Below are 25,317 nucleotides of genomic sequence, written 5' to 3'. Positions count from 1 at the left end.
GATCCCGCTGACCTGCGGCGTGGCGTGTGGTAAACGCCGTCCGGCTCAGCCGATCGGGGCACGCAGGGGCAGGTCCTCGTCCAGCACGACCTGCTGGGCCAGGCCCCGCGCGGGGTCGACGAGGATCGGTGCGAGCAGGTTCGCGGTGTGCTGGTCGCGGTCGTCGCCCGCGGGGTGCACGACGACCAGCAGCAGGGTGGCGCCCGAGCCCGTGCCGCCCGCGTCCTCGGCCCGCATGGCGTCGGCGAGCAGGTCCTGCCCGATCCGCGGCGCGTACTCGGGGAAGAACGCGTGCGGCGCCGCGACGAACAGCCGCACGGGGTGCGCACCGCCCGGCGCGCTGCGCAGCGAGAACAGCGTGCCGGAGTCCTCGATCGGCTCCAGCGCGTACTCGGTGCGCCCGGGCAGCCCCGGCAGCTCGGCCGCCAGGTGCAGCACGGACGGGACGTCCCGGTCGCCCTGCGGCGTCGCGACGCGCACGGTGGTGCCCACGCCGACGCTCATCGCAGGAAGTCCAGGAGCGTGGGCTGCAGGACCTTCGAGGTCGCGGCCAGGGCTCCCTGGTAGGCGACCTCCTGCTGCTGCACCTGCAGGATGATCTCGGCCAGGTCGACGTCCTCGATCGCGCCGAGCTGCGTGGTGAGCGTCAGCGCACCGTCCTGCAGCGTGCTCTTGGCGTTGAGCACGTGGTTGTGCCGGGCGCCGACCGACGCGACCTCGCGCAGCATGCCCTGCATGCGCACGTCGAGGGCGTCCTGCTCGGCCGTCAGGTCGGTGCCGGCACGCATCGACGCGGCGATCGTGTCGAACAGCTCGAAGACGGTGCCGGTGCCGGTGTCGCCGAAGACGGACTGCCCGTCGCCGTCGACCCGCACGGTCGTCTCGGGCCCGACCTGCCGCGTGACGCTCGCCCCCGCGACGCCCTGGTAGGCGTAGGGCGTGGTCGCACCGAACGCCTGGGGCGCCGACGAGGTGCCGGCGAACACCGACCGGCCGCCGTAGGTGGTGTTGGCCTGCGCGAGCAGCTCGTCGCGCAGCGCCTCGACCTCGGCCGCGAGGGCCTCGCGGGACTCGGCGTTCAGGGCGCCCGAGCCGGCGCGCACCACCAGGTCGCGGGTGGCGCGGACGATCGACAGCGAGGACGTCAGCGCCGTGTCGACCGTGCTGAGCCAGGCGTCGCCGTCGGCGGTGTTCCGCTGGAGCTGGGCGTTCTGCCGCTGGTCGGCCCGCAGCCGGAGCATGTCCTGCGCGCCGGACGGGTCGTCCGACGGCACCTGGATCTTCTTGCCCGACGACATCTGGGCCTGCAGCTTCGAGGCCGTCGCGAGGTTCATCTGCAGGTTGGCCAGCGTGGAGCGCTGGACCGTGGCCTGGGTGACTCGTGTGATCACTGCCATCACCTTCCGACGACGCCGGTGCGGTTGATCAGGGTGTCCAGCATCTCGTCGATCGCGGTCAGGACGCGAGCGGCACCTTCGTACGCGCGCTGGTACGCGAGCATGTTGACGGTCTCCTCGTCGACGTCGACCGAGGTCTGGGCGAGCTGCTGGGACTGCGCCGTGGCCAGCGCGGTCTGCGCGACCGACGAGCGGGACGTGGCGCTGGCGGTCTTGACGCCGACGTCGGTGACGACCGAGCGCCACTGGGCGTCGGGTCCCGTGGACGACGAGCCGAGGCGGCTGATCGCGAGGGCGACCGTGCCGTCGAACGCGCCCTGCCCGGCGGCGCCGGCGGCGACCTGGTCGGCCGACGTCAGCGCGACCCGGATGCCGAGGGCGGCGGGCTGGCCGGCGTCGAAGCTGAAGAAGTCGACGCCGGTGGTGGTCTCGTCGCGGGCGTAGCCGGTCTGGTGGATCGCGTTGAGCTGGCCGGCGATGCTGGTGGCGAGCGCGTCGTAGCGCGCCGCGGCCTCGGTCAGCAGCCCCCCGGTGCCGGACCCGTCGGGCGGGGCGAGCACGGACAGCAGCCCGCCGACGCGCCCGCTCTCGATGCCGACGACCTGCGTGGGCTTGTCGGCCCAGACGACCTGCACGGGCGTGCCGGTCGTCGCCTGGCTGAAGGCGGTGGCGCCCGAGACGGCGAGCGCGGAGACCTTGTCGCCGCGGACCATGGCGTTGCCGCCGACGAACAGGTCGACCTGCCCGTCCTGGCGGACCTGGGCGGTGGTGCCGACGAGGCCCGCGAGCTCGGTGACGAGCTGGTCGCGCTGGTCGGACAGCTCGTGCGCGGTGGCGCCGGAGTTGGTGATCGCCAGGATCCGCTCGTTGAGGTCGGCGACCGACGCGGCCGCGACGTTGGCGCGCTCGACGAGCGCGCCGGTCTCGAACCGGGTCTGGTCCCACTGGGTCCGGGCGGTCGAGTAGAGGGTGTGCAGGCTGTCGGCGACGGCGACGCCGCGCTCGAGCAGCACCGCGCGGGCGGCGTCCTGGTCGCTGCCGTTGGACACGTCGGCCCAGCCGGCCCAGAAGTCCGAGAGCTGGTTCGCCATGGCCGTCTTCGCGGGCTCGCCGATGCCCTTCTCCAGGGCGGTGTAGGCCTCGGCCTGGGCGGTGAGGTAGCCCGACGTGCCGCTCGCGGCGCGCAGCCGGTTGTCGACGAACACGTCGCCGAGGCGCTGGATGTTCGACACCTGGGTGCCGAGGCCGACGCCGTCCGAGGTCGCGAACATCGACGGCACGGTGGCCGACGGCAGGGCGCCCAGCAGCGCGCGCTGGCGCGTGTACCCGACGGTGTTGGCGTTGGCGACGTTGTTGGCCGAGACGTCCAGCGCGGTGCGCTGGGCGATGAGGGAGCTGAGGGCGGTCCCGAGTCCGGAGAAGGTGCTCACGCGCGGTGTCCCTAGATCGACTGGTCGAGCAGGTGGGCGGTGTGGGTGTCCGACGTGCGGTGGCCGTGGCCGTCGTACGTCTGCACGGTGTCCTGCAGGGACGCGAGGGTCTCCTGCGCGGCGCGGTGGGAGACCGCGAGGAGCTCGCGGTTGCCGTCGGCGAGGGTGGAGATCTCCGACGTGAGCGAGGCGAACGCGTCGCGGTGCGAGCGCAGGATGTCGTCCCACGGGGCGGGGGCGTGCTCGGCGAGCTCGGCGAGGCTGGCTCCGGGGTCGAGCCCGAGCGTGCGGGCGACCTCGTCCACCTCGACGGCGCGGCCGAGCTCGGCGGTGCGGATCTCGTCGAGGACGGTCTCGACCTCGCGCGTGGCGTAGCCGAGCCACCGGGTGCGCCCGGCGGTGAGCACCAGCTGCTCCTCCTCGAGCTTGAACAGGAGGAGCTCGAGCAGGTGCCGCTCTCGCCAGAGCACCTCGGACAGCCGTTCGAGGGCGACGGTCGCCATCGCGGGGGTACCTCCGGTCGTCTCGGGCGGTGCCGCGGGGTGCGGCGTCTCCTGCTTATCGGCGTCGGGGCGTGGGGTGTGACGGTTTCGGGCGCCCTTTCGGGTGAGAGGGCGCGGTGCGCGCGGACGCGCTCCCACGGGGTGCGGCCGGGGCGGGCGGGGCCCTGGCCTGCGGCGGCGCCGTGACCAGCGGTGTCGGCCCCCGGTCCCCGCCGATGAGGAGATCGCCCGGGGCAATGGTGTGAGGTGCATCACACCCGGGTGGCGGTGGGTGAAGGGACTCGTCCGCATCGTCCCGGTGCGCCCGTCGCGGATCGTCCGGACACGTCGGGGCTCGACCGAAATGGACCACCGTGCCCGCTCCCGAACTGGACGGACGTCCATGCTCAAGCGGAGCAACGCGTCCACCGACCGGACCACCGTGAGCACGCACACCTCCGCCGACGACCTCGCCCTCGCACACATGGCGCTCGTCGGCTACAACGTCACCGAGATGCTGCACCGCGTCCCGCCCAGCGTGTCGAGGGACGAGCTGGCGTCCGCCGGCTACCTCGCGCTGGTGCAGGCCGCGCGTGCCTACGACCCGTCGACCAACGTGCCGTTCGCGCGGTACGCGTCGCTGCGGATCAAGGGCGCGCTGCTCGACGAGCTGCGCTCCATGGACTGGGCCAGCCGCGGCACCCGCCGCCGCGGGCGCGAGCTCGACCAGGCCGCCGAGCGCCTGCACGCGACCCTCGGCCGCACGCCCACCCGCGACGAGCTCGCCGCCGCACTCGGCACCGACGTCTCGACCGTCGACGCCACGCGCGCCGCCGCCGAGCGCCGCGTCCTGTCCCTCGACCTGCCCGACAGCGGCGTGGCCGAGACCGTCCGCGACGACCAGCAGACCCCCGAGGAGTCGCTGATCGCGTCCGAGCGCGTGCACTGGCTGCGCACCGCCGTCGAGGTCCTGCCCGAGCGCCTGCGCGTCGTGGTCGCCGGCCTCTACCTCGAGGACCGCACCGTCGCCGACGTCGCCGCCGAGCTCGGCGTCACGCAGTCCCGGATCAGCCAGCTGCGCACCGAGGCGCTCACGCTCCTGCGCGACGGCCTCAATACCGCGTTCGACCCGGACCTCGTGCCGGCGCCCGAGCGGCCCGACGGTGTGGCCGAGCGCCGCCGCCAGGGCTACTTCGCCGCGATCGCCGCCCGCGCCGCCCTCGCGCCGGCCGCCCCCGAGGGCACCGTGCCCACCCAGCGCCCGGCGACGGCAGCCGCCCCCGTGGTGCGCGGCGTCGCCTGAACCACCCCCGCCGACGGTGCGGACGAGGTGCGGAAAAACTTCGTGCCCCGACTCCTCACAACCGGTGGCGGGGTCCCGATAGGCGGGGTGTGCCCATGGACGGGCCGGCCCTGAACCCCCTCAAGGAGGAGAAGAACGATGGCTCTCTCGATCAACACCAACGTCGCCGCTCTCAACGCGTACCGCAACCTGGGCACGACCCAGAACGACCTGTCGAAGTCGCTCGAGAAGCTCTCCAGCGGCCTCCGCATCAACCGCGCGGCCGACGACGCCGCGGGCCTCGCGATCTCCGAGGGTCTGCGTTCGCAGATCGGCGGCACCAAGCAGGCCGTCCGCAACGCCCAGGACGGCATCTCCGTCGTCCAGACCGCTGAGGGCGCGCTCACCGAGACGCACTCGATCCTGCAGCGCATGCGCACGCTGTCGGTGCAGGCCGCGAACGACGGCGGTCTGTCGACCTCCGCGAAGTCGAACATCCAGGACGAGATGGACCAGCTCAAGACCGAGCTGACCCGCATCTCCGACACCACGCAGTTCAACGGCACCAAGCTGCTCGACGGCAACTACTCCGGTGTCTTCCAGGTCGGCGCGAACACCGACGCGCAGGACAAGATCACGGTCAACATCACGACCGCGAGCGACCAGGGCCTGTCGGCCGTCGGCCTGGGCGTCGACGGTGTCGACGTGACGGCCGCGGCGTCCAACGCCAAGACCGCCACGCTCACGACGGCCGCCGCCGCCAGCACGGCCGCCGAGCTCACGGTCGACGCCGCGACGGACTACACCGACGACGACGTGACCAAGTTCGCGGCGCTCAACGGCACGATCTCCATCGGCTCGAAGTCCCTCGACCTGGCGTCGGTCGACTTCTCGGCCGCCACCGACTCGGCCACGGCCGTCGCCGCCATCCAGGCGAAGGCGACCGAGGTCTTCGGCGCCGGTGCGCTGACCGTCGCGGACACCGCCACGGGCCTGACCTTCACGGGCGCCACCCCGGGTGCGACCGCGTCGGCCGCCGAGGCCGCCCTGACGGAGCCCAGCTTCGCCCAGGCGTCCGGTGCCACCGAGGCGATCGACCTGATCGACGCCGCGATCACCGAGGTCTCCTCGGTCCGTTCGCAGCTCGGTGCCGTGCAGAACCGGTTCGACCACACCATCAACAACCTCAACGTGTCGGTCGAGAACCTGTCCGCGTCGGAGAGCCGCATCCGCGACACCGACATGGCGCAGGAGATGGTGCAGTTCACCCGCTCGCAGATCCTCTCCCAGGCCGGCACCGCGATGCTCGCCCAGGCGAAGAACCTGCCGCAGTCGGTGCTCTCGCTCCTCCAGTGAGCACGGGCGGTCCGTGACCGCCGCACGCAGGACCGCACGACCAGCAGCACCCGCACGACGCAGCGGCGGTGGGCAGGACGCACCCGTCCTGGCCACCGCCGCTGCTGCGTCGCCGGCCGGCCCCGCACCACGGGGCCGGCCCGCGGCCGCGACGCAGGCAGCAGGACCCGCAGGGCAGCAGGACCCGCAGCACCGGGCACGGCCCGGTGCCGGACCAGGGAGAGGCACGGATGGCAGCGATCGACGGGATCGTCAGCGGGCTGGACACGGCCGCGCTGATCGACAGCCTGCTCACCCTCGAGTCGGGCAACCAGTCCCTGCTCAAGACCAAGCAGTCGACGGCGTCGTCGCTCGTGACCATCCTGCAGTCCCTCAACACGAAGGTCTCGTCGCTCGCGGAGCACTCGACCAAGGCCGCCAAGGACGAGTCCTGGCAGGCCGTCAAGGGCACGATCACGCAGACCGGCGTCACGGCGCCCGGTGCGACCGTCTCCACCTCGGCGACCGCCACCCCCGGGACGCTGTCGTTCCGCGTCGGTGCGGTGGCCGCCTCGCAGGCCTCCCTGACCACGCTGCCGGCCGACGCCGCGTACGCGTCGGGCACCCCCACGTTCACCATCACCCGCGACGGCGCGACCACCACCGTCACCGCGGCCAGCACCTCCGTGGCCGACGTCGTCGACGCGTTCAACGCCTCCGGCACCGGCGTGACGGCCACGGCCGTCAAGGTCAACGTGCTCGACGGCAACGGCGATCCGACCGGCGACACCACGTACCGCCTGCAGCTGACGGGCCGGGAGACCGGGGCCGACAACGCCTTCACCGTCAGCTACGAGGGCACCTCGGGCACGACCGCGCTGACGCTCGACCAGGTCCGCGCAGCCTCGGACGCCTCCCTCGTCCTGTTCCCCGGCACCGCCGCCCAGCAGACGCTGACGTCGTCGTCGAACACCTTCGAGGGCGTCATGACGGGCGTCGACCTCACGGTCACCGAGGCGACCGCCGTCGACGCCGCGCCCCTGACGGTCACGGTCGCCCGCGACCAGGCCGCGGTGAAGTCGCTCGCGTCCGGGCTGGTGTCGAACCTCAACACGGTCCTGACCGAGATCACGTCCCGCACGCGCAGCACGACCACGACCGACTCCGACGGCCGCACCGTCGTCTCCGGCGGACCGCTGTCGGGCGACGCGACGGTCCGGCTGCTCCAGCAGCGGATGCTCTCGGAGGGCTCGCTGCCCGTCGACGGCGTCTCGCCCGCGGACGTCGGCATCGTCATCGGCCGCGACGGCACCTTCACGTTCGACGACGCGAAGTTCACCACCGCGATGGCCGCCGACCCGGAGAAGGTCCAGAAGGTCGTCCAGGGCGTCGCCGACCGGCTCGCGCAGACCGCGAAGAGCGCCTCGGACGCGCAGAACGGCACGATCACGCAGGCCGTGAAGTCCCAGCAGGACACCGTCAAGGACCTCGGCGCGCGCATCGACGACTGGGACGACCGCCTCGCCATGCGTCGCACGTCCCTGGAGCGGCAGTACGCGGCCCTCGAGGTCACGCTGTCGAACCTGCAGTCGCAGTCCTCGTACCTCGCGAGCCAGCTGGCCGCACTGACCGGGTCGTCGTCGTCGTCCTGACGGCACGGCCCGGGGTCCGCCCCCGGGCGACCCGCTGAACCACCGGAGGAGCCATGTACGACGCACGCACCCGGTACGTCGCCGCCGCCGTCGAGACGGCCAGCCCGGCGCGCCTGCTGACGATGCTCTACGACCGGCTGCTCCTCGACGTCGACCGTGCCCGGCTGGCCCTCGAGGAGGGGCGCCGGCCCGACGCGACGCAGCACCTCGCGCACGCCCAGGAGATCGTCGCCGAGCTCGTCGCCAGCCTCGACACCGGCGAGTGGGACGGCGGCGACCGCCTCCTGTCGATCTACACGTACCTGCTGACCGAGCTCATCGGTGCCGCCGGCACCGGGGACGTCGCCCGCGTCGTCGGGTGCCGCGAGATCGTCGAGCCGCTCGCGCGGACGTGGCACGAGGCCGCCGACTCCGTCGCGCGCGCCCAGGCCCCGGCCGCCCCCGTCACCCCCGCCGCACCCCTCGCGCAGAGCACCGGCACGGGCCTGCTCGGGGTCGGCTGAGGTGCTGGCCGTGGCCGCGCCCGACGAGGACGTCTGGCACGCGCGCTGGGAGCAGGCGCTGCACGAGATGGAGCTCGACGTCGAGTCCGCCGAGCGGCTGCTCGAGGCCGCCCACCTGCCCGACGTGGCCGACGTCGCCCGCGCCGCCGCGTGGCGCCCGCCGTCGGGCCTGGGCGCCCTGCCGCTGCCGCTGCGCGACCGCGCCCAGGCGCTGCTCGACCGCCAGCTCGACGCCGCCGCGCGCATCGCGCAGGCCGTCGTCGTCAGCCGCCGGCACCTGCACGCGACCCGCACGATCGAGGCGCGCACCCCCGCGGTGCCCGTCTACCTCGACACCCAGGGCTGAGAACCGGGCGTCCGGGGACGACCCGGGCACCCGCGCTGGTCCACCCGGGTGAAAGGACCGCCTCACCCACGACGCGGCGCACGAACCGCTCAGACCCCCGGTGCCCCGTCCGATGGGCGGGGGGAGCACGGATCGCTCACACCCCAGGCCACGGATCGGCCGCCCCCCGAAGCACCGTCGTCGGTGAGGTGGTCCCTGCCATGGGCATGTTCGACTCCGTGAGCTACGTCGCGCTCAACAGCGCGCTCGACGGGCTGGCGCTGCGCCAGCGCGTCATCGCGGACAACGTCGCGAACCTGCAGACCCCGGGCTACCACGCCCAGCGGGTGCAGTTCGAGGACGCGCTCGCCGCCGCCGTGGGGCGGGGCGACGGGGCCGCGCAGGCCAGCGTGTCCCGCTCCCTGGAGCCCACGCGCGAGGACGGCAACAACGTCAACCTCGACGCCGAGACGCTCCTCAACGTCGACACCAACCTGCGCTACCAGCTGGCCACGCAGGCCGTGTCCGGCACCTTCTCCTCCGTCCGCACCGCGATGAGGACCTCCTGATGACGATCTTCGGTGCCATCGGCATCGCGAGCACCGGCATGACCGTCCACCGCAAGTGGCTGGACGCCGTGTCCGACAACCTCTCGAACGCGAACACCGTCCGCTCCAGCGACGAGGCCGCCTTCCAGGCGCGCTACGTCGTCGCGCAGGAGATGACCGGTGGCGACGGCGGCGTGCAGGTCGCCGGCATCGCCCTCGGCAGCGCGGAGGGCCGGATGGTCTACGAGCCCGACCACCCCCTGGCCGACGAGGAGGGCTACGTGCGCTACCCCGACATCGACATGTCCTCGCAGATGACGCAGCTGATCATGGCCCAGCGCGGGTACCAGGCGAACGCCGCCGTGGTCGACCGTGCCAAGGCCACGTACGAGGCCGCCCTCCAGATCGGACGCTCCTGATGGCCATCGCCCCCGTCGCCGGCGTGACCGGCGTCCAGCCCGCCGCGATGCTCGGCCAGGTCGCGCCCACCACGCCCGCGTCGACCGGTGTCGACTTCGCGTCGGTGCTCGGCTCGGTCGACCAGCTCCAGCAGATGCAGTCGACGTCCCAGCAGCTGGCCGTGCAGGCCGTCACCGGTGACCTCGACGACGTGCACGACTACACGGTCGCGTCCGCGCAGTCGTCGCTCGCGCTCGAGCTCACCGCCACCGTGCGCAACAAGGCCGTCGAGGCGTTCACCGAGATCATGAGGATGCAGGTCTGATGGCCGAGCAGGTCAAGTCGCTGATGGGCCGCCTGTCCGGGGCGGTCCAGGGGTTCTCGCTCGCGCAGCGCACGCTCGCGCTCATCGGGGTCGCCGTGCTGGTGCTCGGCGGGGTCGCGCTGTCGAGCTGGATGGCGCGCCCGACCCTCACGCCGCTGTTCTCGGGCCTGTCCGGCACCGACGCGTCGGCCGTGGTCGAGCAGCTCAACGCCGCGGGCGTGCCCTACGAGCTCGGCGACGGCGGGTCCACGGTCCTCGTGCCGGCCGAGGCCGTGTACGAGCAGCGCATCGCCATGGCGGCCGCGGGCCTGCCGGCCGACGCGGACGGCGCCGGGTACTCGCTGCTCGACTCCATGCCGATGACGGCCTCGGAGTTCCAGCAGCAGACCACCTACCAGCGCGCGATGGAGGGCGAGCTCGCCCGCACCGTCGGCGCCATCGACGGCGTCGAGACCGCGACCGTCAAGCTCGCGATCCCCGAGGAGACGGTGTTCGTCGAGGAGCAGCAGACGCCCACGGCGTCGGTGTTCGTCCGCACCCGCGCCGGCCAGACCCTCACCGCCGACCAGGTGCAGTCGATCGTGCACCTCGTGTCCGCCGGCGTCGACGGCATGGAGCCGACCGACGTCGCCGTGATCGACTCCACCGGTGCCGTGCTGTCCGCGGTCGGCGAGGGCGTCACCGCCGGACTGGCCGACAGCAAGACCGCCGAGTACGAGGAGCGCACGCGCCTCGCCGTCCAGGCGATGCTCGACCCGCTCGTCGGGGTCGGCAACGCGACGGTCAACGTCTCCGCCGAGCTCGACACGGCCACCACCGAGCGCACCACGGAGGAGTTCTCCCAGCCGGAGGACGTCCCGCCGCTCGCGTCGTCGACGACCGTCGAGGAGTACGAGGGCACCGGCGGCAGCGCCACGGGGATCCTCGGGCCCGACAACATCGCCGTGCCCGACGGTGCCGCCGGCGGCACGGGCACCTACCGGACCGAGTCCGAGGACGTCACGAACTCGATCAACAAGACCACCGAGGTCACGCAGCAGCCCGCGGGCGTCGTGCAGCGCCAGTCCGTCTCGGTGCTGATCGACGAGGTCGCCGGTGCCGCCGTCGACATGCCGGCCCTCGAGGCCGCCGTCGCCGCCGCCGTCGGGATCGACACCGCCCGCGGCGACCAGCTCTCGGTCCAGCGCCTGCAGTTCGACACCGCGACCGCGCAGGCCGCCGAGGAGGCGCTCGCCGCCGCCGAGGCCGCCGAGGCCGCCGCCGCCCAGCAGGACCTCATCCGTCAGGGCGCCATCGGCGGGCTCGTGCTCCTCGCGGTCATCATCATCGCGATCGTGCTGGCCCGGCGGTCGCGCAAGGCCCGCCGCGAGGCGGTCGACCTGGGCCAGCTCGACGCGGCCGCCGCCCTGCCGGTCGTCCCGCTCGACGGACCCTCCGAGGACGCGCTGCCGGTGCTCCCGCCGGCGCCCGAGCCGGTCGTGCCCGACACCGCCGCCATCAAGCGGGCCGAGCTCACCGCGCTCGCCGACGACGACCCGGGCGAGGTCGCGGACCTCCTGCGCGGGTGGATGACGCCGACGGGACGCCGCTGATGCTCACCGGTACGCAGAAGGCCGCCGTCGTGCTCATGCAGCTCGGCAAGGAGCGGGCCGCGCGGATCATGTCGCGCCTCGAGGAGCAGGAGATCGAGGACCTCACGTCCGAGATCATGCGCATGGAGCGCGTCGAGCAGTCGATGGCCGACCAGGTCATCGAGGAGTTCTACGACGCGACCTCGATCGGTCCGGCGCTCGGCGGCGGCATGCCGCTGGCCCAGCACCTGCTCGAGGCGTCCATGGGCGCCGAGCGCGCCAGCTCGATGATGGAGCGCCTGCAGTCCTCGCTCGCGGGCAGCTCGTTCGAGTTCCTGCAGCAGGCCGACGCCCGCCAGATCGCGTCGCTCCTGGACGGCGAGCACCCGCAGACGGTCGCGCTCGTCCTCGCCCACCTGCGCCCCGAGCACGCGTCGGCCATCCTCGCCGGCCTGCCGGGCGAGATGCGCGGTGACGTCGCGCACCGCATCGCCCTCATGGAGCGGGCCTCGCCGGACGTCGTCAGCGTCGTCGCGGAGTCCTTGCAGCGCAAGGCCTCGACCGTGCTGACGCCGCGCGAGATGTCCGCCGTCGGCGGCGTCAAGCCCCTCGTCGAGATCATCAACCGCGCCGACCCCGGCACGGAGAAGGCGATCCTCGAGGGCCTGTCCGAGCGCGACCAGGCGCTCGCCGAGGAGGTCCGCAGCCTGATGTTCGTGTTCGCGGACGTCACGCTGCTCGAGGACCGCGCCGTGCAGCTCGTGCTGCGCGAGGTCGAGACGTCGTCGCTGTCGGTCGCGCTCAAGGGCGTCGGCGAGGACGTGCGCGACAAGATCCTGCGCAACATGTCCGAGCGGGCCAGCGAGAACCTCGTCGAGGAGATCGACATGCTCGGCCCCGTCCGCCTCTCGCAGGTCGAGGAGGCCCGCGCGGCGATCGTGCAGGTCATCCGCCGCCTGGAGGAGAACGGCCAGATCGTCGTGCGCCGCGAGGGAGAGGACGAGTACGTTGCCTGACCTCGACTTCGTGCCGATGCCGCGGACCGCGCCGTCCCCCGTGGCCGTGGCCGTGCCCGCCGAGCGTGCGACGCGCCTCGTCGCGCTCACGGCGCCGGGCGACCCCGAGGCCCCGGGGGCGACCGCCGGTCGCGCGGCCGGGTTCGCCGCGGGGTACTCCGCAGGCTACGCGGCCGGTGCGCGCCGTGCCGCCACGCAGGCCGCCGCGGAGGCCGCGCTGACCGCCGGCCGGGCCGCGTCCGCCGAGGCCGCCCGGGCCGCGCAGCACGCCGCCGCGGTGGCCGCGCTGACCGTCGCCGCGCAGGCCGCGCAGCGCCGCGAGGAGCCGGTGCTCACCGACTGCCTCGACGCCGTGCACGCCGCCGCCGTCGAGCTCGCCGTCGCCCTGCTGGGCGTCGAGCTGTCCGACGCGGGCCGCTCCGCGCAGGCCGCGCTCGGCCGTGCGCTGGCCGCCCGCACCCCCGCCGGGCCCGTCGTGGTCCACCTGCACCCGCGCGACGCGCAGGCGTTGGCCGGCACCGACCTCGGCGAGGACGTCCGCGTCGTCGCCGACCCGACCCTCGCCCCGGGCGACGCGGTCGCCGAGCACGCCGACGGCCACGTCGACGCGCGGCTCACCGCCGCCGTCGAGCGCGCCCGGGCCGCGCTGGGGGACCTGTGAGCACCCCGACCCTGACCCGCGCCGTCGCGACCCCCCGCTGGGGCCGCGCGGTCGACGCCGCCCGCCCCGAGGTCGTCGGCACCGTCCGCGCCGTCGTCGGCCTGGCCGTCGAGGTCGCGGGCGCCGACGCCGCCGTGGGTGACCTCGTGACCATCGGCGAGGGCGCCGACGCCGTGCCGGCCGAGGTCGTCGCGACCGCCGGCGGCACGTCGCGCTGCATGCCGCTGGCCGCCACGCACGGCCTGCGCGCCGGTCTTCCGGTCCGCGGGCACGGCACCGGGCTGCGCGTGCCGGTGGGCCGCGGCCTGCTCGGTCGCGTGCTCGACGGCCTGGGCCGCCCCATCGACGGCAAGGGTCCGCTCGACGTCGAGGCGTGGGCCCCGATGGACGGCGCCGCGCCGCACCCGCTGGACCGCGCCCGCGTCGACACCCCCATGCCGCTCGGCGTGCGCGTCCTGGACACCCTCGTCAGCGCCGGCCGCGGCCAGCGCCTCGGCCTGTTCGCCGGCTCCGGCGTCGGCAAGTCGAGCCTGCTGTCGATGATCGCCCGGGGCACGGAGGCCGAGGTCTCCGTGATCGCCCTCGTCGGCGAGCGTGGCCGTGAGGTCCGCGAGTTCCTCGAGGACGACCTGGGCCCCGAGGGCCTGGAGCGGTCCGTCGTGGTCGTCGCGACGTCCGACCAGCCCCCGCTGGTGCGGCTGCGCTCGGCGTTCGTGGCGACCCGCATCGCCGAGCACCTGCGCGACCAGGGCTCGCACGCGGTGCTGATGATGGACTCCCTGACCCGCGTGGCCATGGCGCAGCGCGAGATCGGCCTGTCCGTCGGCGAGCCCCCCGCCACCCGCGGGTACCCGCCGAGCACGTTCTCGCTGCTCGCGCAGCTGCTGGAGCGCGCCGGCACCGGGCCGACCGGCTCCGTGACCGGCCTGTACACGGTCCTGGTCGACGGTGACGACCACAACGAGCCCATCGCCGACGCCGCGCGCTCCATCCTCGACGGGCACGTCGTGCTGGACCGCCGCCTGGCGGTGTCCGGGCACTTCCCGTCGGTCGACGCCCTCGGCTCGGTGTCCCGCGTGGCGGGCCGCGTCTCGACGCCCGAGCAGCGGGCCGACGCCGCCCGGCTGCGCGCGGTCATGGCGGCACGCCGCCAGGCCCAGGACCTGCTCGACGTCGGCGCGTACGTCGCCGGCTCGAACCCGAAGGTCGACACGGCCGTGGCGCACGCCGACGCGATCGACGCGTTCCTGCGCCAGGGCATGGACGAGGCCGCACCCGCGGCCGCGTCCTGGCAGCACCTGCGTGCCCTCGTGCACGCGATGGGAGAGTCATGAGCCGCCCGTTCCCGCTCGCCGGCCTGCTGCGCCTGCGGGCGATGGCCGAGGACCAGGCCGTCGGCGAGCTCGCCGCCGCCCGCCGCGACCAGCGCAGCGCCGCCGAGCGCGCCGGCCGCACGGCCGAGCGTCTCGGCTCGTGGCAGCCGCCGGCCGCCGCGGACCTTGCCGCCTGGCAGGCGGCCGTCGCGGCCCGCGTCGCGCTGTCGTCGCTGCTCGTCGAGCACACCGACGACGTGGACCGCGCCGACCACGTGGTGGCCGACAAGCAGCAGCGCTGGACGGCCGCGCGGACCCGGACCCGCGCCGTCGAGCGCCTCGAGGAGAAGCACGTCGAGCAGGTCGCGACCGAGGAGGGGCGCGCCGAGCAGGCGGCGCTCGACGAGGTCGCGGGCCGTCGGGGCGACCCGACGGCGCCTCCCGGTGACGGGGGTGCGTCGTGAGCGGGGTCGTGGCGATGCTGAGCCGGGTCGCGGAGATCCGCGCGTTCGTGCAGGCGCCGGCGCCGACGTCCGTGCGGTCCGCCGCGACGGCCCCCGCGTCCACGGAGGCGTTCGCCGCGGCCCTCGGCCTGGCCACGGGCGCGACCGCAGCCCCGACCGTGACGGGTGCAGCCACGACCGTGCCCACGACGTCGGCACCGACGACCGCAGCACCGACGACGGCAGCGGCACCCGTGACCGCCGCCGGCGGTGCCACCGGGGACGCGCTCGTCGCGGCCGCGAGCGCCTACCTGGGGCAGCCGTACGTGTGGGGCGGGGAGTCGCTCGCCGAGGGCGGCTTCGACTGCTCGGGCCTGGTGCAGCGCTCGCTCGCCGACATCGGCGTCACGGGCGTGCCGCGCACGGCCCGCGAGCAGATGACGACAGGCACCGAGGTCCCGTCGCTGGACGACGCCCGGCCCGGGGACCTCGTGGTCCTCGGTGGCGGCTCGCACATCGGCATCTACGTGGGGGAGGGCAAGATGATCGACGCACCACGCCCGGGGAGGACCGTGACGGTCCGCGACGTGTACGCGGAGCCGACGACGATCCGCCGCCTGCTGCCGGACGCGGCGCCGACGGCTGCGGCGGCCTCCGCCCAGGCCCGCGCGCTCGCCTCCTTCGCGGGGGTGACCTCATGACCACGATGCTCCTGCCCGTGTCCGCGCCGACCCCGGTGCGCACGCCGGCCGCCGGGTCGTCGCGCTCGTCGCAGGGCGGGTTCGCCGACGTCCTGCAGGCCGAGATGGGCCCCGCCGCCGACCGGTCGTCCGCGCCCCGCCCGCACGACCGCGCCTCCGAGCGGGCGTCCGGCACCGGTGCACGACCGTCCGCGGACCGGCCCGCCGACGGCGCCGGGTCGACGACGGACGCCGGTGCGGCGGACGATGCCACGACGGCCCCTGCGACCGACGCTGCGGCCGAGGTCACGACCGACGGCGCGACCCCCGGGTCCCCGGCCGACGGCAACGGCGCGGCTGCGGCCCCCGCGACGCTGCCGCTGACCGCGGTGCCGCTGACCGCGGTGCCGCTGACCGCGGCGCAGCTGACCGCGCAGCAGCTCACGGCCCAGCAGGTGGCCGCGGGGCAGCTCGCGGGCCAGGCCACGGGGCAGCCCGTCGGGCCGGCGGCCCCCGCGGGCGACGCGACGGCCCTCGCCGACGGCACGGCCGCCCCGACGGCGCCCCTGCCGGCAGGTGCCGCGCCGACGACCACGACCCCGGCGGCCGCGGCAACCGTCCCGGCGACCGCGCCGGAGACCGCCGGGCCTGTCCCCGCGGCGGACGGCACGGCGCCGGGCACCACCGCGGCGCCGGGCACCGCCCCGACGGCAGGGACCGCGCCCGCGGCGGCCACGACCCCCGCGACGACCCCGGTCGCGCCGGCACCGGTCGCGGCGGACGAGACCGCCCGGCCGGCCCAGGCGCCGGCCGCGACGGCCCCGGCCGTGCCCGACGCGACGGTGCGGGTCGACGCCGCGCCGGTCGTCGTGCCCGCGACCTCCGCGGCGCCGTCGGCGCAGGGGCCGGCGCCCGCCGCCGCCCCGGCGCCCGCGGCGGCGACGGTCCCCGTCCCGCTCGCCGAGCAGCTCGGTGCGCGGCTGCGCCACGTGGGCGGCCTCGACCACGGCAAGCACGTGCTGACCGTCCCGGTCGACCCGGAGAACCTCGGCCCCGTGCGGGTCGTCGCCCACATCTCCGGCGACGGGGTGCGGCTCGAGCTCGCGGGTGCGTCGGAGGCGGCGCGCGAGGCCCTCAAGGGCTCGCTCGCGGACCTGCGCCGCGACCTGCAGGCCGCCGGCCTCAAGGCCGACGTGGGGCTGTCCGGCGGCGACGCCGGGCGGGCCCAGCAGCAGGCGGATGACGCGTCCACCGGGCGCGGCACCGCCGACCGGTCCGCCGCGGGGCACCGCCCCGGCGGCGGCACCACCGACCGGGCCGGCACCGTGCCGACCACCCCGGCACCCGATCCCGCGACCGCCCGCCGTGGCGGCCTCGACCTCGTCCTGTGAGCCGGAGGCTGACGTGAGCATCGACGTGTCCTACCTGACCACCGACCGCACGGCGGCGGCGTCGACGACCGCGTCGACGACCGCCTCCAACGGGGAGCTCGACAAGCAGGCGTTCCTCGAGCTGCTCGTCACGCAGCTGCGCAACCAGGACCCGAGCGCCCCCATGGACTCCTCGCAGCTCATGACCCAGACGTCGCAGATGTCGATGATGGAGGCGCTGGTCGAGCTGGCCGACACCCAGCGCGAGGCCTTCGCCCTGCAGATGCGGTCGAACGCCGCCCAGCTCGTCGGCCAGCAGGTCACCTGGGTCGACGACGCCGGTGCGACGCAGACCGGCCTCGTCGACTCCGTCTCCTACTCCGGCGCCGTCCCGGTCGTCCGCATCGGCGGGACCGAGCTGCCGCTCGACGCCGTGTCCTCCGTGACCCGCACGCCCTCCACGACCACCCCCGACGCCGACGCCTCCGCGGGCACCGGCTCCTCCACGACGACCGCCTGACGCGGTCACCCTCGAAAGGAACCGACCATGCTCCGTTCGCTCTACTCCGGCATCTCCGGCCTGCGCAGCCACCAGACGATGCTCGACGTCACCGGCAACAACATCGCCAACGTGAACACCACGGGCTTCAAGTCCTCGCAGATCCAGTTCCAGGACACCCTCAGCCAGGTCGTCCAGAACGCGGGCGGCGCCCAGGCGGGCGTCGGCGGCACCAACCCCGCGCAGGTGGGCCTCGGCGTGCGCGTCGCGGGCATCACCACGAGCTTCACGCAGGGTGCGTCGCAGCTCACGGGCCGCAGCACCGACATGATGATCCAGGGCGACGGCTTCTTCGTCGTCCGCAAGGGCGCCGAGCAGTTCTACACCCGCGCGGGGTCGTTCGACTTCGACGCCACGGGCCAGATGGTGCTGCCCGGCGACGGTGCGCTCGTGCAGGGCTGGGCGGCTGTGAACGGCGTCGTCGACACCAACGGTCCGCTGACGGACATGCGGGTCCCGGCCGGCACGCTCATGGCGGCCGTCGCCACGCAGAACGCCGTGTTCAGCGGCAACCTCGACCAGGCCGAGGACACCGGCACCGTGCTGACCCGGGCCATCTCGGTGTACGACGCCACGGGCAACGAGCGCGAGCTCGAGCTGACGTTCACCAAGACGGCCACCGGCTGGGACGTCGGTGCGACCGACGGCGCCGCGACCGTCGCGCCCACGGCCATGACGTTCGACGCGACGACGGGCGCGATCACGGCCCCGACGACCCTCACCGTCGGCGGCGTCGACGTGGACCTGTCGGCCATGACCGGGTTCGCCGGCCTGGAGACGACGCAGGCCGTCTCGCAGGACGGCCAGGCCGCCGGTGTGCTGCAGTCGTTCTCGCTCAACGCGGACGGCACCATCGTCGGGTCGTTCTCGAACTCGCTCAAGCAGGTCGTCGGACGCATCGCGCTGGGCTCGTTCACCAACCCGGCGGGCCTGGAGAAGGCCGGCGGATCCCTGTTCCGCACGACCGTCAACTCCGGCGAGCCGGCGCTCGGCGCGGCCGGGCAGGGCGGCCGCGGCACGCTGGCCGGCGGTGCGCTGGAGATGTCGAACGTCGACCTGTCCAGCGAGTTCACCAACCTGATCGTCGCCCAGCGCGGCTTCCAGGCGAACTCCCGCGTCATCACGACCTCCGACGAGCTCCTGCAGGAGCTCGTCAACCTCAAGCGCTGACGCGCGGGCTGACGGGGGGACGGCATGGAGGGGATCGCCGCGCTCGCGGCGCGCGTCTCGCAGATCGAGCAGCTGGTCGCGGGCGCGTCGTCGGCGGCCGTCACGGGTGCGTCGGGCACCACGTCGACGGCCGCCGGGACGGCGTTCGCCTCGGTGCTCGCGGAGCAGGTGGGCACGGGCACGGGCACGGGCACGTCGACGCTGTCGGCGGCCGACCTCGCGCCGTCGGGGGAGACCCGCATCAACGGCGACCCCCTGCCCGTGGCGCTCGCCGGGTACGAGAACGGCCGGCTGCCCGACTCCGCGGTGTCCGCGGTCGGTGACACCGGGCACCGTCTGTTCGAGCCCGCCGCCCGTCAGCTCGAGAAGCTCCTCGCGGCCGCGCAGGCCCAGGGCGTCGACATCGGCATCACCGACTCGTACCGCACGTACGAGACCCAGGTGGACCTGGTGCGGCGCAAGGGCCTGTACTCCCAGGGCGGTCTCGCGGCCGCCCCGGGCACGTCCGACCACGGGTGGGGCATGGCCGTGGACCTCGACCTCGACGCCAAGGCGCAGGCGTGGATGCGCCAGAACGCCGGGGCGTACGGGTTCGCCGAGGACACGCCGCGCGAGCCGTGGCACTGGGCGTTCCAGACGTGACGACCCGTCGCCGTCCGCCCGCGCGACCCCTCAACAGCGCGGGAAGAGCGCCGATGGGACGGGTGCCAGGACCCACGGAGGGGTCAGGCGGCACACCGCCGCCGCAGGCACCAGGTGACCAGGGACGGGACCAGCCGTGATCGTCGTGACGCGCCTCAACGGGGGCCAGTTCGGGGTGAACCCGGACCTCATCCAGCGCGTGGACCGTGCGCCCGACACGATCCTCACGCTCATCGACGGCACGAAGTTCATCGTCCGCGAGTCCCTCGACGAGGTGATCGAGCTGGTCACCGCGTACCGCGCCGGCCTGCTGGCCCGGTCCCGCGAGGTCGACCGAGGCCCCCGCATGGAGCTCGTCCCCGCTCCCGAGGCCGAGACCGAGCCCACCCCGCCCGTCCCCCTGCGACCGAGGAGCGTGTGATGGATCCCGCCGGCATCATCGGCATCGTCGTCGCGCTCGGGGCCATCTTCGGCGCGCTGCTCCTCGAGGGCGCCGACCCCATGTCGATCTTCCTGCCCGCCCCGCTGCTGCTGGTGTGGGTCGGCACGATCGGCGTCGGCGTGGCCGGGCACACGATGAAGGACGTCATCAGCTCCTACGCGGCGATCCCGCGGGCGATGCGCAGCAAGGCGCCCGAGCCGGGCAAGACCGTCGAGACCGTCGTCGGCCTCGCCGAGCGGGCCCGCCGCGAGGGTCTGCTGGCGCTGGAGGACGCGGCGCGCGACATCGACGACCCGTTCCTGCGCCAGGGCCTGCAGGCCGCGATCGACGGCACCGACCCCGAGGACCTGCGGATCATCCTCGAGGACAAGATCGCCTCGAAGCGCACGCACGAGCGCATGAACGCCAAGTACTTCGCCGACATGGGCGGGTACGCCCCGACCGTCGGCATCATCGGCACGGTCATCTCGCTGGTGCACGTGCTCGAGAACCTCTCCGACCCCGCGTCGCTGGGCCACTCCATCGCCGCGGCGTTCGTCGCGACCCTGTGGGGCATCCTCTCGGCCAACGTCATCTGGCTGCCGATCGGCGCCCGCATCAAGCGCATCTCCGACATGGAGTGCGCGCAGATGGAGGTCACGCTCGAGGGGCTGCTGGCCGTGCAGGCCGGCGCGAACCCGCGCACGGTCGGCGAGCGGCTGCGCAGCCTCCTGCCGCCGGGCGCGGAGAAGGCCGCCGAGAAGGAGGCCGCATGAGCGGCCACGCCCCCAAGGGGCGGCGCAGCAAGGGCGGCCACGACGAGGAGCACGTCAACCACGAACGCTGGCTCGTCTCCTACTCCGACATGATCACGGTCCTCATGGCCCTGTTCATCGTGCTCTTCGCGATCAGCCAGGTCGACCAGCAGAAGTACGTCGAGCTGCGGCAGTCGCTCGCCGCCGGCTTCGGCGACGCCAGCCAGTCGGTCGCGGTGCTCGACGGCAACCCGGCGGTCCTCGACGGCGTGAGCTCCCTGACGGAGCAGGACGCGTCCGGGTCGTCCGACCTGGTGTCCGCGGACGAGGGCCTCGGCCAGCAGGGCACCAACGTCATCGACCCGCAGCCGCAGCCGACGACCGACGCCGAGGAGCAGCTCCTCGCGCTCGCGAAGCAGGAGGCCGGTCACCTGGAGGAGATCCGCGACGAGATCGCGACCCAGCTGCAGTCGCAGGGGCTGGACTCGTTCGTCAAGTTCCGGATCGACGAGCGGGGCCTGGTCATGGGGCTGGTCGCCAACGACGTGTTCTTCGCCCCCGCCCGGGCCGAGCTGACGCCCACGGCGCAGCGGGTGCTCGACGCGGCGGCGCCGACGCTCGTGGGCCTGTCGGAGCAGATCGCGATCGAGGGGCACGCCAACGTGCTGCCCGCGGGCTCGCGGTACGCGACCAACTGGGAGCTGTCGGCGGACCGCGCGACGCAGGTGCTGCGGCACCTCGTCGAGCGCGACGGGATGCCGGGATCGCGGATCTCGGCGATCGGGTACGGCGACGCCCGTCCGATCGCCTACGGCATGGACGACGCGTCGCTCGCGGCGAACCGCCGGGTGGACCTCGTGGTGCTCAGCGGGGCGCCGGAGACGGTGCGCGAGCTGCTGCCGGGCCTCACCCGGGGCTGACCGGCGCAGGGCAGGAACGGCACGTGCGGGGAGCCTCCCGGCACGTGGGCAGGGACGGGACGGACCACGACCCGCGGACGAAGGAGGGGTGAGCATGGCTGTCGAGCAGCGTGTGGTGTCGAGTGGGAAGATCGGGGGCAGCAAGCCCGGGGGCTCCATCGGTGCGCGGGACAAGACCCCCGAGCCCGAGCCGGAGCCGAAGAAGAAGAGCAAGAAGCTGCTCTTCATCATCATCGGTGCGGTCGTGGTGCTGGTCGGCGGCGGGGTCGCCGCGTTCCTGCTGCTCGGCAAGGGCGGCGCGGACGCCGCCCCCGAGCCGGAGCCCACCCACGAGCCGGGCGAGGTGCTCCTCATCGAGCCCATCAGCCTCAACCTCGCCGACGGGCACTACCTGCGCTTCGGCATGACGCTCCAGCTGACCGCCGACGCCGGCGCCGAGGGGCACGGCACGATCGACGGCTCGAAGGCCGTCGACCTCGCGATCGCCCTGTACTCGGGCCGCGAGCTGGCCGAGGTGTCGAGCAGCGAGGGCCGTCAGGAGCTCAAGAGCGAGCTCCTGCACCAGGTCGAGGAGGCCTACCACGGAGAGGTGATGGATCTCTACCTGACCAACTACGTCACGCAGTGACCGCGTGCGCGGCCGTCCGACGGTCGCGCACGCGGGGCAGGAACGCCGGCGCCAGGGAGGGTGCCGGGTCACGCCTCGGGCCGGACCCCCTCGGACGGGTCCGGCACCGCGCCCAGGACGGGTGCGGCGAGGAGCACCACGCGTCCGAGATTGCTCCGTTCGGGTTGCTCAACACCCGTGCGCGCTCGCCGATGAGCAGCACGTGACACCAGCCCCCACGCAGCCGGCACGCCCCGTCGCGCCCACGCGTCGTCGCAGCCGCAGCACCGAACCGGTGCCGTACGACTTCCGGCGTCCCCTGACGCTCTCGCGCGAGCACGCCCGCCACCTCGAGATGGCCCTGCAGCGCTTCGCCCGCCTCTGGGGCACGCAGCTCACGGCCCGCCTGCGCACACCCGCCCAGGCGACCAACGAGGACCTGGCCCTCATGACGTACGACGAGTACGTCGGCGGCCTGCCCACGCCCACCGCGGTGTTCCTGTGCCAGATCGACACCCCGCGCAGCACCGCGATCCTGCAGCTGCCGGTCGCGACCGCGCTGGTGTGGGTCGACTACCTCTTCGGCGGCACGGGCATCGGCGACGAGCGCGAGGAGCGCGAGCTCACCGAGATCGAGACCACCGTGGTCCGCGAGATCCTCCAGCACGCCCTCGACGACCTCGGGTACGCGTTCGCGGCGGTCCTGCCGCTGAAGCTCACGCTCAAGCAGGTCCAGTACAACCCGCAGTTCGTCCAGGCGGTCGCCGCGTCCGACGGCGTGCTCGTCGGGTCGTTCGCGCTGCGGGTCGGCGAGCGGACCGACCCCGCCACGCTCATGCTGCCGGCGGACGTCGTGCTCGGCGCCCTGCGCGCCGCCGACGGCGGACCCGCCGGCGACGAGGACGAGCAGCGCGCCCTCGCGGCGGCCCGCGCCGACCTGGAGCGCGCGTCCCGCGAGGTGCCCGTCGAGGTCGTCGTGCGCTGCGAGCCCCAGATCGTCCACCCGCGGGACGTCGCCGGCCTCGCCGTCGGCGACCTCCTGCCCCTGCACCACCCGGCGAGCCGGCCCCTCGAGGTCGTCGTCGACGGGATCGTGCTCGCCCGTGCCGCCGCCGGGAGCCACGGCTCGCGGCTCGCCTGCCAGGTCGTCAGCGTCGAGGAGAACCCCGCATGAGCACCATCGCCACCCCCACCGACGCGACCGTCCTGCAGGCCGCGGAGGCCGCCGCAGCGCTCGTCCCGGCCGCCGGTCCGCTGACCGTCGCCCCGGCCGGCGCGGACCGCCCCGGCGCCGGCACCCCCGCGCTCGTCGCGTCCGTCATCGGGCCCGTCACCGCCGAGGTCGCGCTCGTCCTCGGCCCGGACGTCGTCGCGGCGCTCGCCGCGGGCGGCGTCGAGCCCGCCGACGCGCTGCGCCCCGCCCTCGAGGCCGCCGCGGCCGCGCTCGGCACGGGCGTCCTCGAACCGACCCGCTCCTCGACGGCCGGCGAGGTCGTCGGTGCCGACTCCCAGGTCTTCGCGCTGTCCGTCGACGGCGCACCCGCCGCGTGGTGCGCCGTGCGCGTGCAGGGCGCGGCCGCCGCGGTGCCCACGCAGCGCACCCCCGCGGCCGCGGCCTCCGGCGCGGGCAGCACCCTGCGCGTCCTCTACGACGTCGAGATGACCCTGACCGCGGAGATCGGCCGCACGCGGCTGCCGCTGCGCCAGGTCCTCGACCTCACGCCCGGCACCGTGCTCGAGCTGGACCGCACCGCCGGCAGCCCCGCCGACATCGTCGTCAACGGCCGCCTCATCGCCCGCGGCGAGGTCGTCGTCGTCGACGAGGACTACGGCGTGCGCGTCACCGAGATCGTCGCCGGCGCGGACCCGGTCGGCTGATGGACGGCGTCCTGCTCGCCGCGCGGGTGCTGCTGGCGCTCGCGTGCGTCGTGGGGCTCGTCTGGTACCTGGCCCGTCGGTTCGGGCGGGCCCGGGTCTCCGACACCTCGCGCGAGGCCCAGCTGCACCTCGTCACCCGGCAGGCCCTCGGCCGGCACGCGGGCGTCGCGGTCGTCGCCGTCGGCAACCGGCGCCTGCTCGTCGGCTACGGCGAGCAGCACGTCACGATGCTCACGGAGATCGCGCCCGTGGCGGACCTGCCGCCGGTGGCGTCGCTGCCCACGCCCCGCCCGTCCGTCGAGGACGCCGTCTCCGGTGCGCCGCGCACCCCGGGCGCCCGCCCGTCCGTCGTCGACCGGCGCGAGCTGGGCGACGCCGAGGTCATCTCCCTGCGCCCCGACCCGCTCGCGGGCTCCCTGCTGTCCCCGCGGACCTGGCGCGACACGGTGCGCGCGCTCCAGGACCGCACGGTGCGCCGGTGAGCGCGGCCCGCGCCACGGCCCGCCGTGCGCTGCCCCGGGTCCTGCTGCTCCTCGCGGCGGTCGCCGCCCTCGTCGTCGTGCTGTCCGTGACGGGTGCGTCCGGCGCCCACGCCGCGGTCGAGCCCGCCCCGCCGGCCGCCCCCGCGCAGCCGCAGGCCCCCGCCGACCCCGGCCAGGGCACCGTGAGCGTCGACGTCAACGGCGTCAACGGCACGCCGAGCAGCTCGATCGTCGTGCTGCTGGGCATCACGCTGCTGTCGGTCGCGCCGTCGCTGCTGCTGCTGACGACGAGCTTCACCAAGATCGTCGTGGTGCTGTCGCTGACCCGCAACGCGCTCGGCCTGCAGGGCGTCCCGCCCAACCAGGTGCTCGCCGGGATCGCGCTGTTCCTGTCGCTGTTCGTCATGGCGCCGGTGCTGGGCGGCATCAACGACGCCGGCGTGCAGCCCTACCTCGACGGCTCCCTGACGTTCACGCAGGCCGTCGACGCCGGCCAGGAGCCGCTGCGCGAGTTCATGCTCGGGCACACCCGGGAGCAGGACATCGCCCTGCTCACCCGCGCCGCCGACCGCCCGAACCCCGCGACCCCCGACGACGTGCCGTTCACGGTCCTCGCGCCGGCGTTCCTGCTGTCCGAGCTGCGCGCCGCGTTCATCATGGGCTTCGTCATCTTCGTGCCGTTCCTCGTCATCGACCTGGTCGTCTCGGCCGCGCTGATGTCGATGGGCATGATGATGCTCCCGCCCATCATGGTGTCGCTGCCCTTCAAGCTCCTGCTGTTCGTCCTCGTCGACGGGTGGGGACTGATCGTCACGTCGCTGGTCGGCTCCTACACCGGGGCGGGCTGATGGACACCACCGCCGTCCTCGACGTCGCCCTCGACGCGCTCGTCCTGACCGCCAAGCTCTCCGCCCCCGTGCTCGTCACGGCCCTCGTCGTCGGGTTCGCCGTGTCCCTCGTGCAGTCCGTGACGCAGATCCAGGAGGTCACGCTCTCGTTCGTGCCCAAGGCCGTCGCGGTCGCCGCGGCGCTGCTGATCTCCGGGCACTGGATGATCACCGAGCTGACGAGCTTCACCACCGAGCTGTTCGACCGCATCCCCGCGCTGGTCGGGGGCTGACGTGGACTTCCCGGGCACCGCGCTGACGCTG

31 protein-coding genes are annotated in these 25,317 nt (G+C 74.4%); 27 read left to right on the top strand and 4 right to left on the bottom strand.

The window, feature by feature from the left end; all coding sequences use genetic code 11:
* Positions 1–45: 45 nt before the first annotated feature.
* From FBY24_RS03500 to flgN, 4 genes are read right to left on the bottom strand one after another with little or no spacing between them, the layout of a single operon-like run.
* A complete protein-coding gene (locus tag FBY24_RS03500) occupies positions 46–504 on the bottom strand; it encodes a flagellar assembly protein FliW (protein ID WP_142158107.1) in 459 nt (152 codons plus the stop codon).
* A complete protein-coding gene (flgL, locus tag FBY24_RS03495; protein WP_255432199.1) occupies positions 501–1,397 on the bottom strand; it encodes a flagellar hook-associated protein FlgL in 897 nt (298 codons plus the stop codon). The genes FBY24_RS03500 and flgL overlap by 4 nt, the downstream gene beginning before the upstream one ends.
* A complete protein-coding gene (gene flgK / locus FBY24_RS03490) occupies positions 1,397–2,827 on the bottom strand; it encodes a flagellar hook-associated protein FlgK (RefSeq protein ID WP_142158104.1) in 1,431 nt (476 codons plus the stop codon). Before flgK ends, flgL begins: the two co-directional genes overlap by 1 nt.
* Positions 2,828–2,838: 11 nt before the next feature.
* Complete coding sequence (flgN, locus tag FBY24_RS03485) at positions 2,839–3,330, bottom strand: flagellar export chaperone FlgN (RefSeq protein WP_140460697.1); 492 nt, start codon at positions 3,328–3,330, stop codon at positions 2,839–2,841.
* Positions 3,331–3,712: 382 nt separating this feature from the next.
* Here flgN and FBY24_RS03480 point away from each other — a divergent pair, with 382 nt between their 5' ends.
* From FBY24_RS03480 to fliQ, 27 genes are all read left to right on the top strand, one after another.
* Entirely contained in the window at positions 3,713–4,612 is a 900-nt protein-coding gene (locus tag FBY24_RS03480) for a sigma-70 family RNA polymerase sigma factor (protein ID WP_142158102.1), read from the top strand.
* Between the two features lie 138 nt (positions 4,613–4,750).
* Positions 4,751–5,947 carry a flagellin gene (locus FBY24_RS03475; protein ID WP_142158100.1) on the top strand — a complete coding sequence of 399 codons (1,197 nt, stop codon included), beginning with the start codon at positions 4,751–4,753 and terminating at the stop codon, positions 5,945–5,947.
* Positions 5,948–6,177: 230 nt separating this feature from the next.
* On the top strand, positions 6,178–7,578 hold the full coding sequence (gene fliD / locus FBY24_RS03470) for a flagellar filament capping protein FliD (RefSeq protein WP_142158098.1): 1,401 nt from the start codon (positions 6,178–6,180) through the stop codon (positions 7,576–7,578).
* A 53-nt stretch (positions 7,579–7,631) separates the two neighbouring features.
* Positions 7,632–8,081 (top strand): flagellar export chaperone FliS, encoded by a 450-nt coding sequence (fliS, locus tag FBY24_RS03465; protein WP_142158096.1) that lies wholly within the window; start codon positions 7,632–7,634, stop codon positions 8,079–8,081.
* Between the two features lie 10 nt (positions 8,082–8,091).
* The gene (locus FBY24_RS03460; protein ID WP_255432198.1) at positions 8,092–8,427 is read left to right on the top strand and encodes a hypothetical protein; all 336 of its coding nucleotides are present in this window, start codon (positions 8,092–8,094) and stop codon (positions 8,425–8,427) included.
* A 206-nt stretch (positions 8,428–8,633) separates the two neighbouring features.
* The gene (gene flgB / locus FBY24_RS03455; protein WP_142163130.1) at positions 8,634–8,975 is read left to right on the top strand and encodes a flagellar basal body rod protein FlgB; all 342 of its coding nucleotides are present in this window, start codon (positions 8,634–8,636) and stop codon (positions 8,973–8,975) included.
* A complete protein-coding gene (flgC, locus tag FBY24_RS03450; RefSeq protein WP_140460692.1) occupies positions 8,975–9,373 on the top strand; it encodes a flagellar basal body rod protein FlgC in 399 nt (132 codons plus the stop codon). Before flgB ends, flgC begins: the two co-directional genes overlap by 1 nt.
* On the top strand, positions 9,373–9,678 hold the full coding sequence (fliE, locus tag FBY24_RS03445; RefSeq protein WP_142158092.1) for a flagellar hook-basal body complex protein FliE: 306 nt from the start codon (positions 9,373–9,375) through the stop codon (positions 9,676–9,678). The genes flgC and fliE overlap by 1 nt, the downstream gene beginning before the upstream one ends.
* Entirely contained in the window at positions 9,678–11,270 is a 1,593-nt protein-coding gene (gene fliF, locus FBY24_RS03440; RefSeq protein ID WP_142158089.1) for a flagellar basal-body MS-ring/collar protein FliF, read from the top strand. Before fliE ends, fliF begins: the two co-directional genes overlap by 1 nt.
* A complete protein-coding gene (fliG, locus tag FBY24_RS03435) occupies positions 11,270–12,265 on the top strand; it encodes a flagellar motor switch protein FliG (RefSeq protein ID WP_142163128.1) in 996 nt (331 codons plus the stop codon). The genes fliF and fliG overlap by 1 nt, the downstream gene beginning before the upstream one ends.
* A complete protein-coding gene (locus FBY24_RS03430; protein ID WP_142158087.1) occupies positions 12,258–12,926 on the top strand; it encodes a FliH/SctL family protein in 669 nt (222 codons plus the stop codon). The genes fliG and FBY24_RS03430 overlap by 8 nt, the downstream gene beginning before the upstream one ends.
* Complete coding sequence (locus FBY24_RS03425; RefSeq protein WP_255432197.1) at positions 12,923–14,260, top strand: FliI/YscN family ATPase; 1,338 nt, start codon at positions 12,923–12,925, stop codon at positions 14,258–14,260. Before FBY24_RS03430 ends, FBY24_RS03425 begins: the two co-directional genes overlap by 4 nt.
* Complete coding sequence (fliJ, locus tag FBY24_RS03420) at positions 14,257–14,703, top strand: flagellar export protein FliJ (protein WP_142158085.1); 447 nt, start codon at positions 14,257–14,259, stop codon at positions 14,701–14,703. The genes FBY24_RS03425 and fliJ overlap by 4 nt, the downstream gene beginning before the upstream one ends.
* On the top strand, positions 14,700–15,383 hold the full coding sequence (locus FBY24_RS03415; RefSeq protein WP_142158083.1) for a C40 family peptidase: 684 nt from the start codon (positions 14,700–14,702) through the stop codon (positions 15,381–15,383). Before fliJ ends, FBY24_RS03415 begins: the two co-directional genes overlap by 4 nt.
* On the top strand, positions 15,380–16,753 hold the full coding sequence (locus FBY24_RS19350; protein WP_142158081.1) for a flagellar hook-length control protein FliK: 1,374 nt from the start codon (positions 15,380–15,382) through the stop codon (positions 16,751–16,753). Before FBY24_RS03415 ends, FBY24_RS19350 begins: the two co-directional genes overlap by 4 nt.
* Positions 16,754–16,766: 13 nt before the next feature.
* On the top strand, positions 16,767–17,252 hold the full coding sequence (locus FBY24_RS03405) for a flagellar hook capping FlgD N-terminal domain-containing protein (RefSeq protein WP_142158079.1): 486 nt from the start codon (positions 16,767–16,769) through the stop codon (positions 17,250–17,252).
* A 27-nt stretch (positions 17,253–17,279) separates the two neighbouring features.
* Positions 17,280–18,461, top strand: coding sequence for a flagellar hook protein FlgE (locus FBY24_RS03400; RefSeq protein ID WP_142158077.1), 1,182 nt, complete (start codon positions 17,280–17,282; stop codon positions 18,459–18,461).
* Between the two features lie 24 nt (positions 18,462–18,485).
* Complete coding sequence (locus FBY24_RS03395; RefSeq protein ID WP_142158075.1) at positions 18,486–19,103, top strand: D-alanyl-D-alanine carboxypeptidase family protein; 618 nt, start codon at positions 18,486–18,488, stop codon at positions 19,101–19,103.
* 136 nt (positions 19,104–19,239) lie between these two features.
* Positions 19,240–19,524, top strand: a complete 285-nt coding sequence (locus tag FBY24_RS03390; RefSeq protein WP_142158073.1) for a flagellar FlbD family protein — start codon at positions 19,240–19,242, stop codon at positions 19,522–19,524.
* Positions 19,524–20,300: a motility protein A gene (locus FBY24_RS03385; protein WP_142158071.1), complete on the top strand. Its 777-nt coding sequence runs from the start codon at positions 19,524–19,526 to the stop codon at positions 20,298–20,300. Before FBY24_RS03390 ends, FBY24_RS03385 begins: the two co-directional genes overlap by 1 nt.
* Positions 20,297–21,199, top strand: a complete 903-nt coding sequence (locus tag FBY24_RS03380; RefSeq protein WP_142158069.1) for a flagellar motor protein MotB — start codon at positions 20,297–20,299, stop codon at positions 21,197–21,199. The genes FBY24_RS03385 and FBY24_RS03380 overlap by 4 nt, the downstream gene beginning before the upstream one ends.
* A 94-nt stretch (positions 21,200–21,293) precedes the next feature.
* On the top strand, positions 21,294–21,827 hold the full coding sequence (fliL, locus tag FBY24_RS03375; protein ID WP_142158067.1) for a flagellar basal body-associated protein FliL: 534 nt from the start codon (positions 21,294–21,296) through the stop codon (positions 21,825–21,827).
* A 202-nt stretch (positions 21,828–22,029) separates the two neighbouring features.
* Positions 22,030–22,980: a flagellar motor switch protein FliM gene (locus FBY24_RS03370; protein ID WP_255432196.1), complete on the top strand. Its 951-nt coding sequence runs from the start codon at positions 22,030–22,032 to the stop codon at positions 22,978–22,980.
* On the top strand, positions 22,977–23,684 hold the full coding sequence (gene fliN / locus FBY24_RS03365; protein WP_142158065.1) for a flagellar motor switch protein FliN: 708 nt from the start codon (positions 22,977–22,979) through the stop codon (positions 23,682–23,684). The genes FBY24_RS03370 and fliN overlap by 4 nt, the downstream gene beginning before the upstream one ends.
* Positions 23,684–24,166: a flagellar biosynthetic protein FliO gene (locus tag FBY24_RS03360; protein ID WP_142158062.1), complete on the top strand. Its 483-nt coding sequence runs from the start codon at positions 23,684–23,686 to the stop codon at positions 24,164–24,166. The genes fliN and FBY24_RS03360 overlap by 1 nt, the downstream gene beginning before the upstream one ends.
* Positions 24,163–25,014: a flagellar type III secretion system pore protein FliP gene (fliP, locus tag FBY24_RS03355; protein ID WP_255432195.1), complete on the top strand. Its 852-nt coding sequence runs from the start codon at positions 24,163–24,165 to the stop codon at positions 25,012–25,014. Before FBY24_RS03360 ends, fliP begins: the two co-directional genes overlap by 4 nt.
* Entirely contained in the window at positions 25,014–25,286 is a 273-nt protein-coding gene (gene fliQ, locus FBY24_RS03350; RefSeq protein WP_140460676.1) for a flagellar biosynthesis protein FliQ, read from the top strand. The genes fliP and fliQ overlap by 1 nt, the downstream gene beginning before the upstream one ends.
* Positions 25,287–25,317: the final 31 nt, after the last annotated feature.

The organism is Cellulomonas sp. SLBN-39, from assembly GCF_006715865.1.
GTDB lineage: Bacteria > Actinomycetota > Actinomycetes > Actinomycetales > Cellulomonadaceae > Cellulomonas.
The sequence above is the reverse complement of the archived record's forward strand: the minus strand, read 5'-3'. Positions and strand labels throughout refer to the sequence as shown.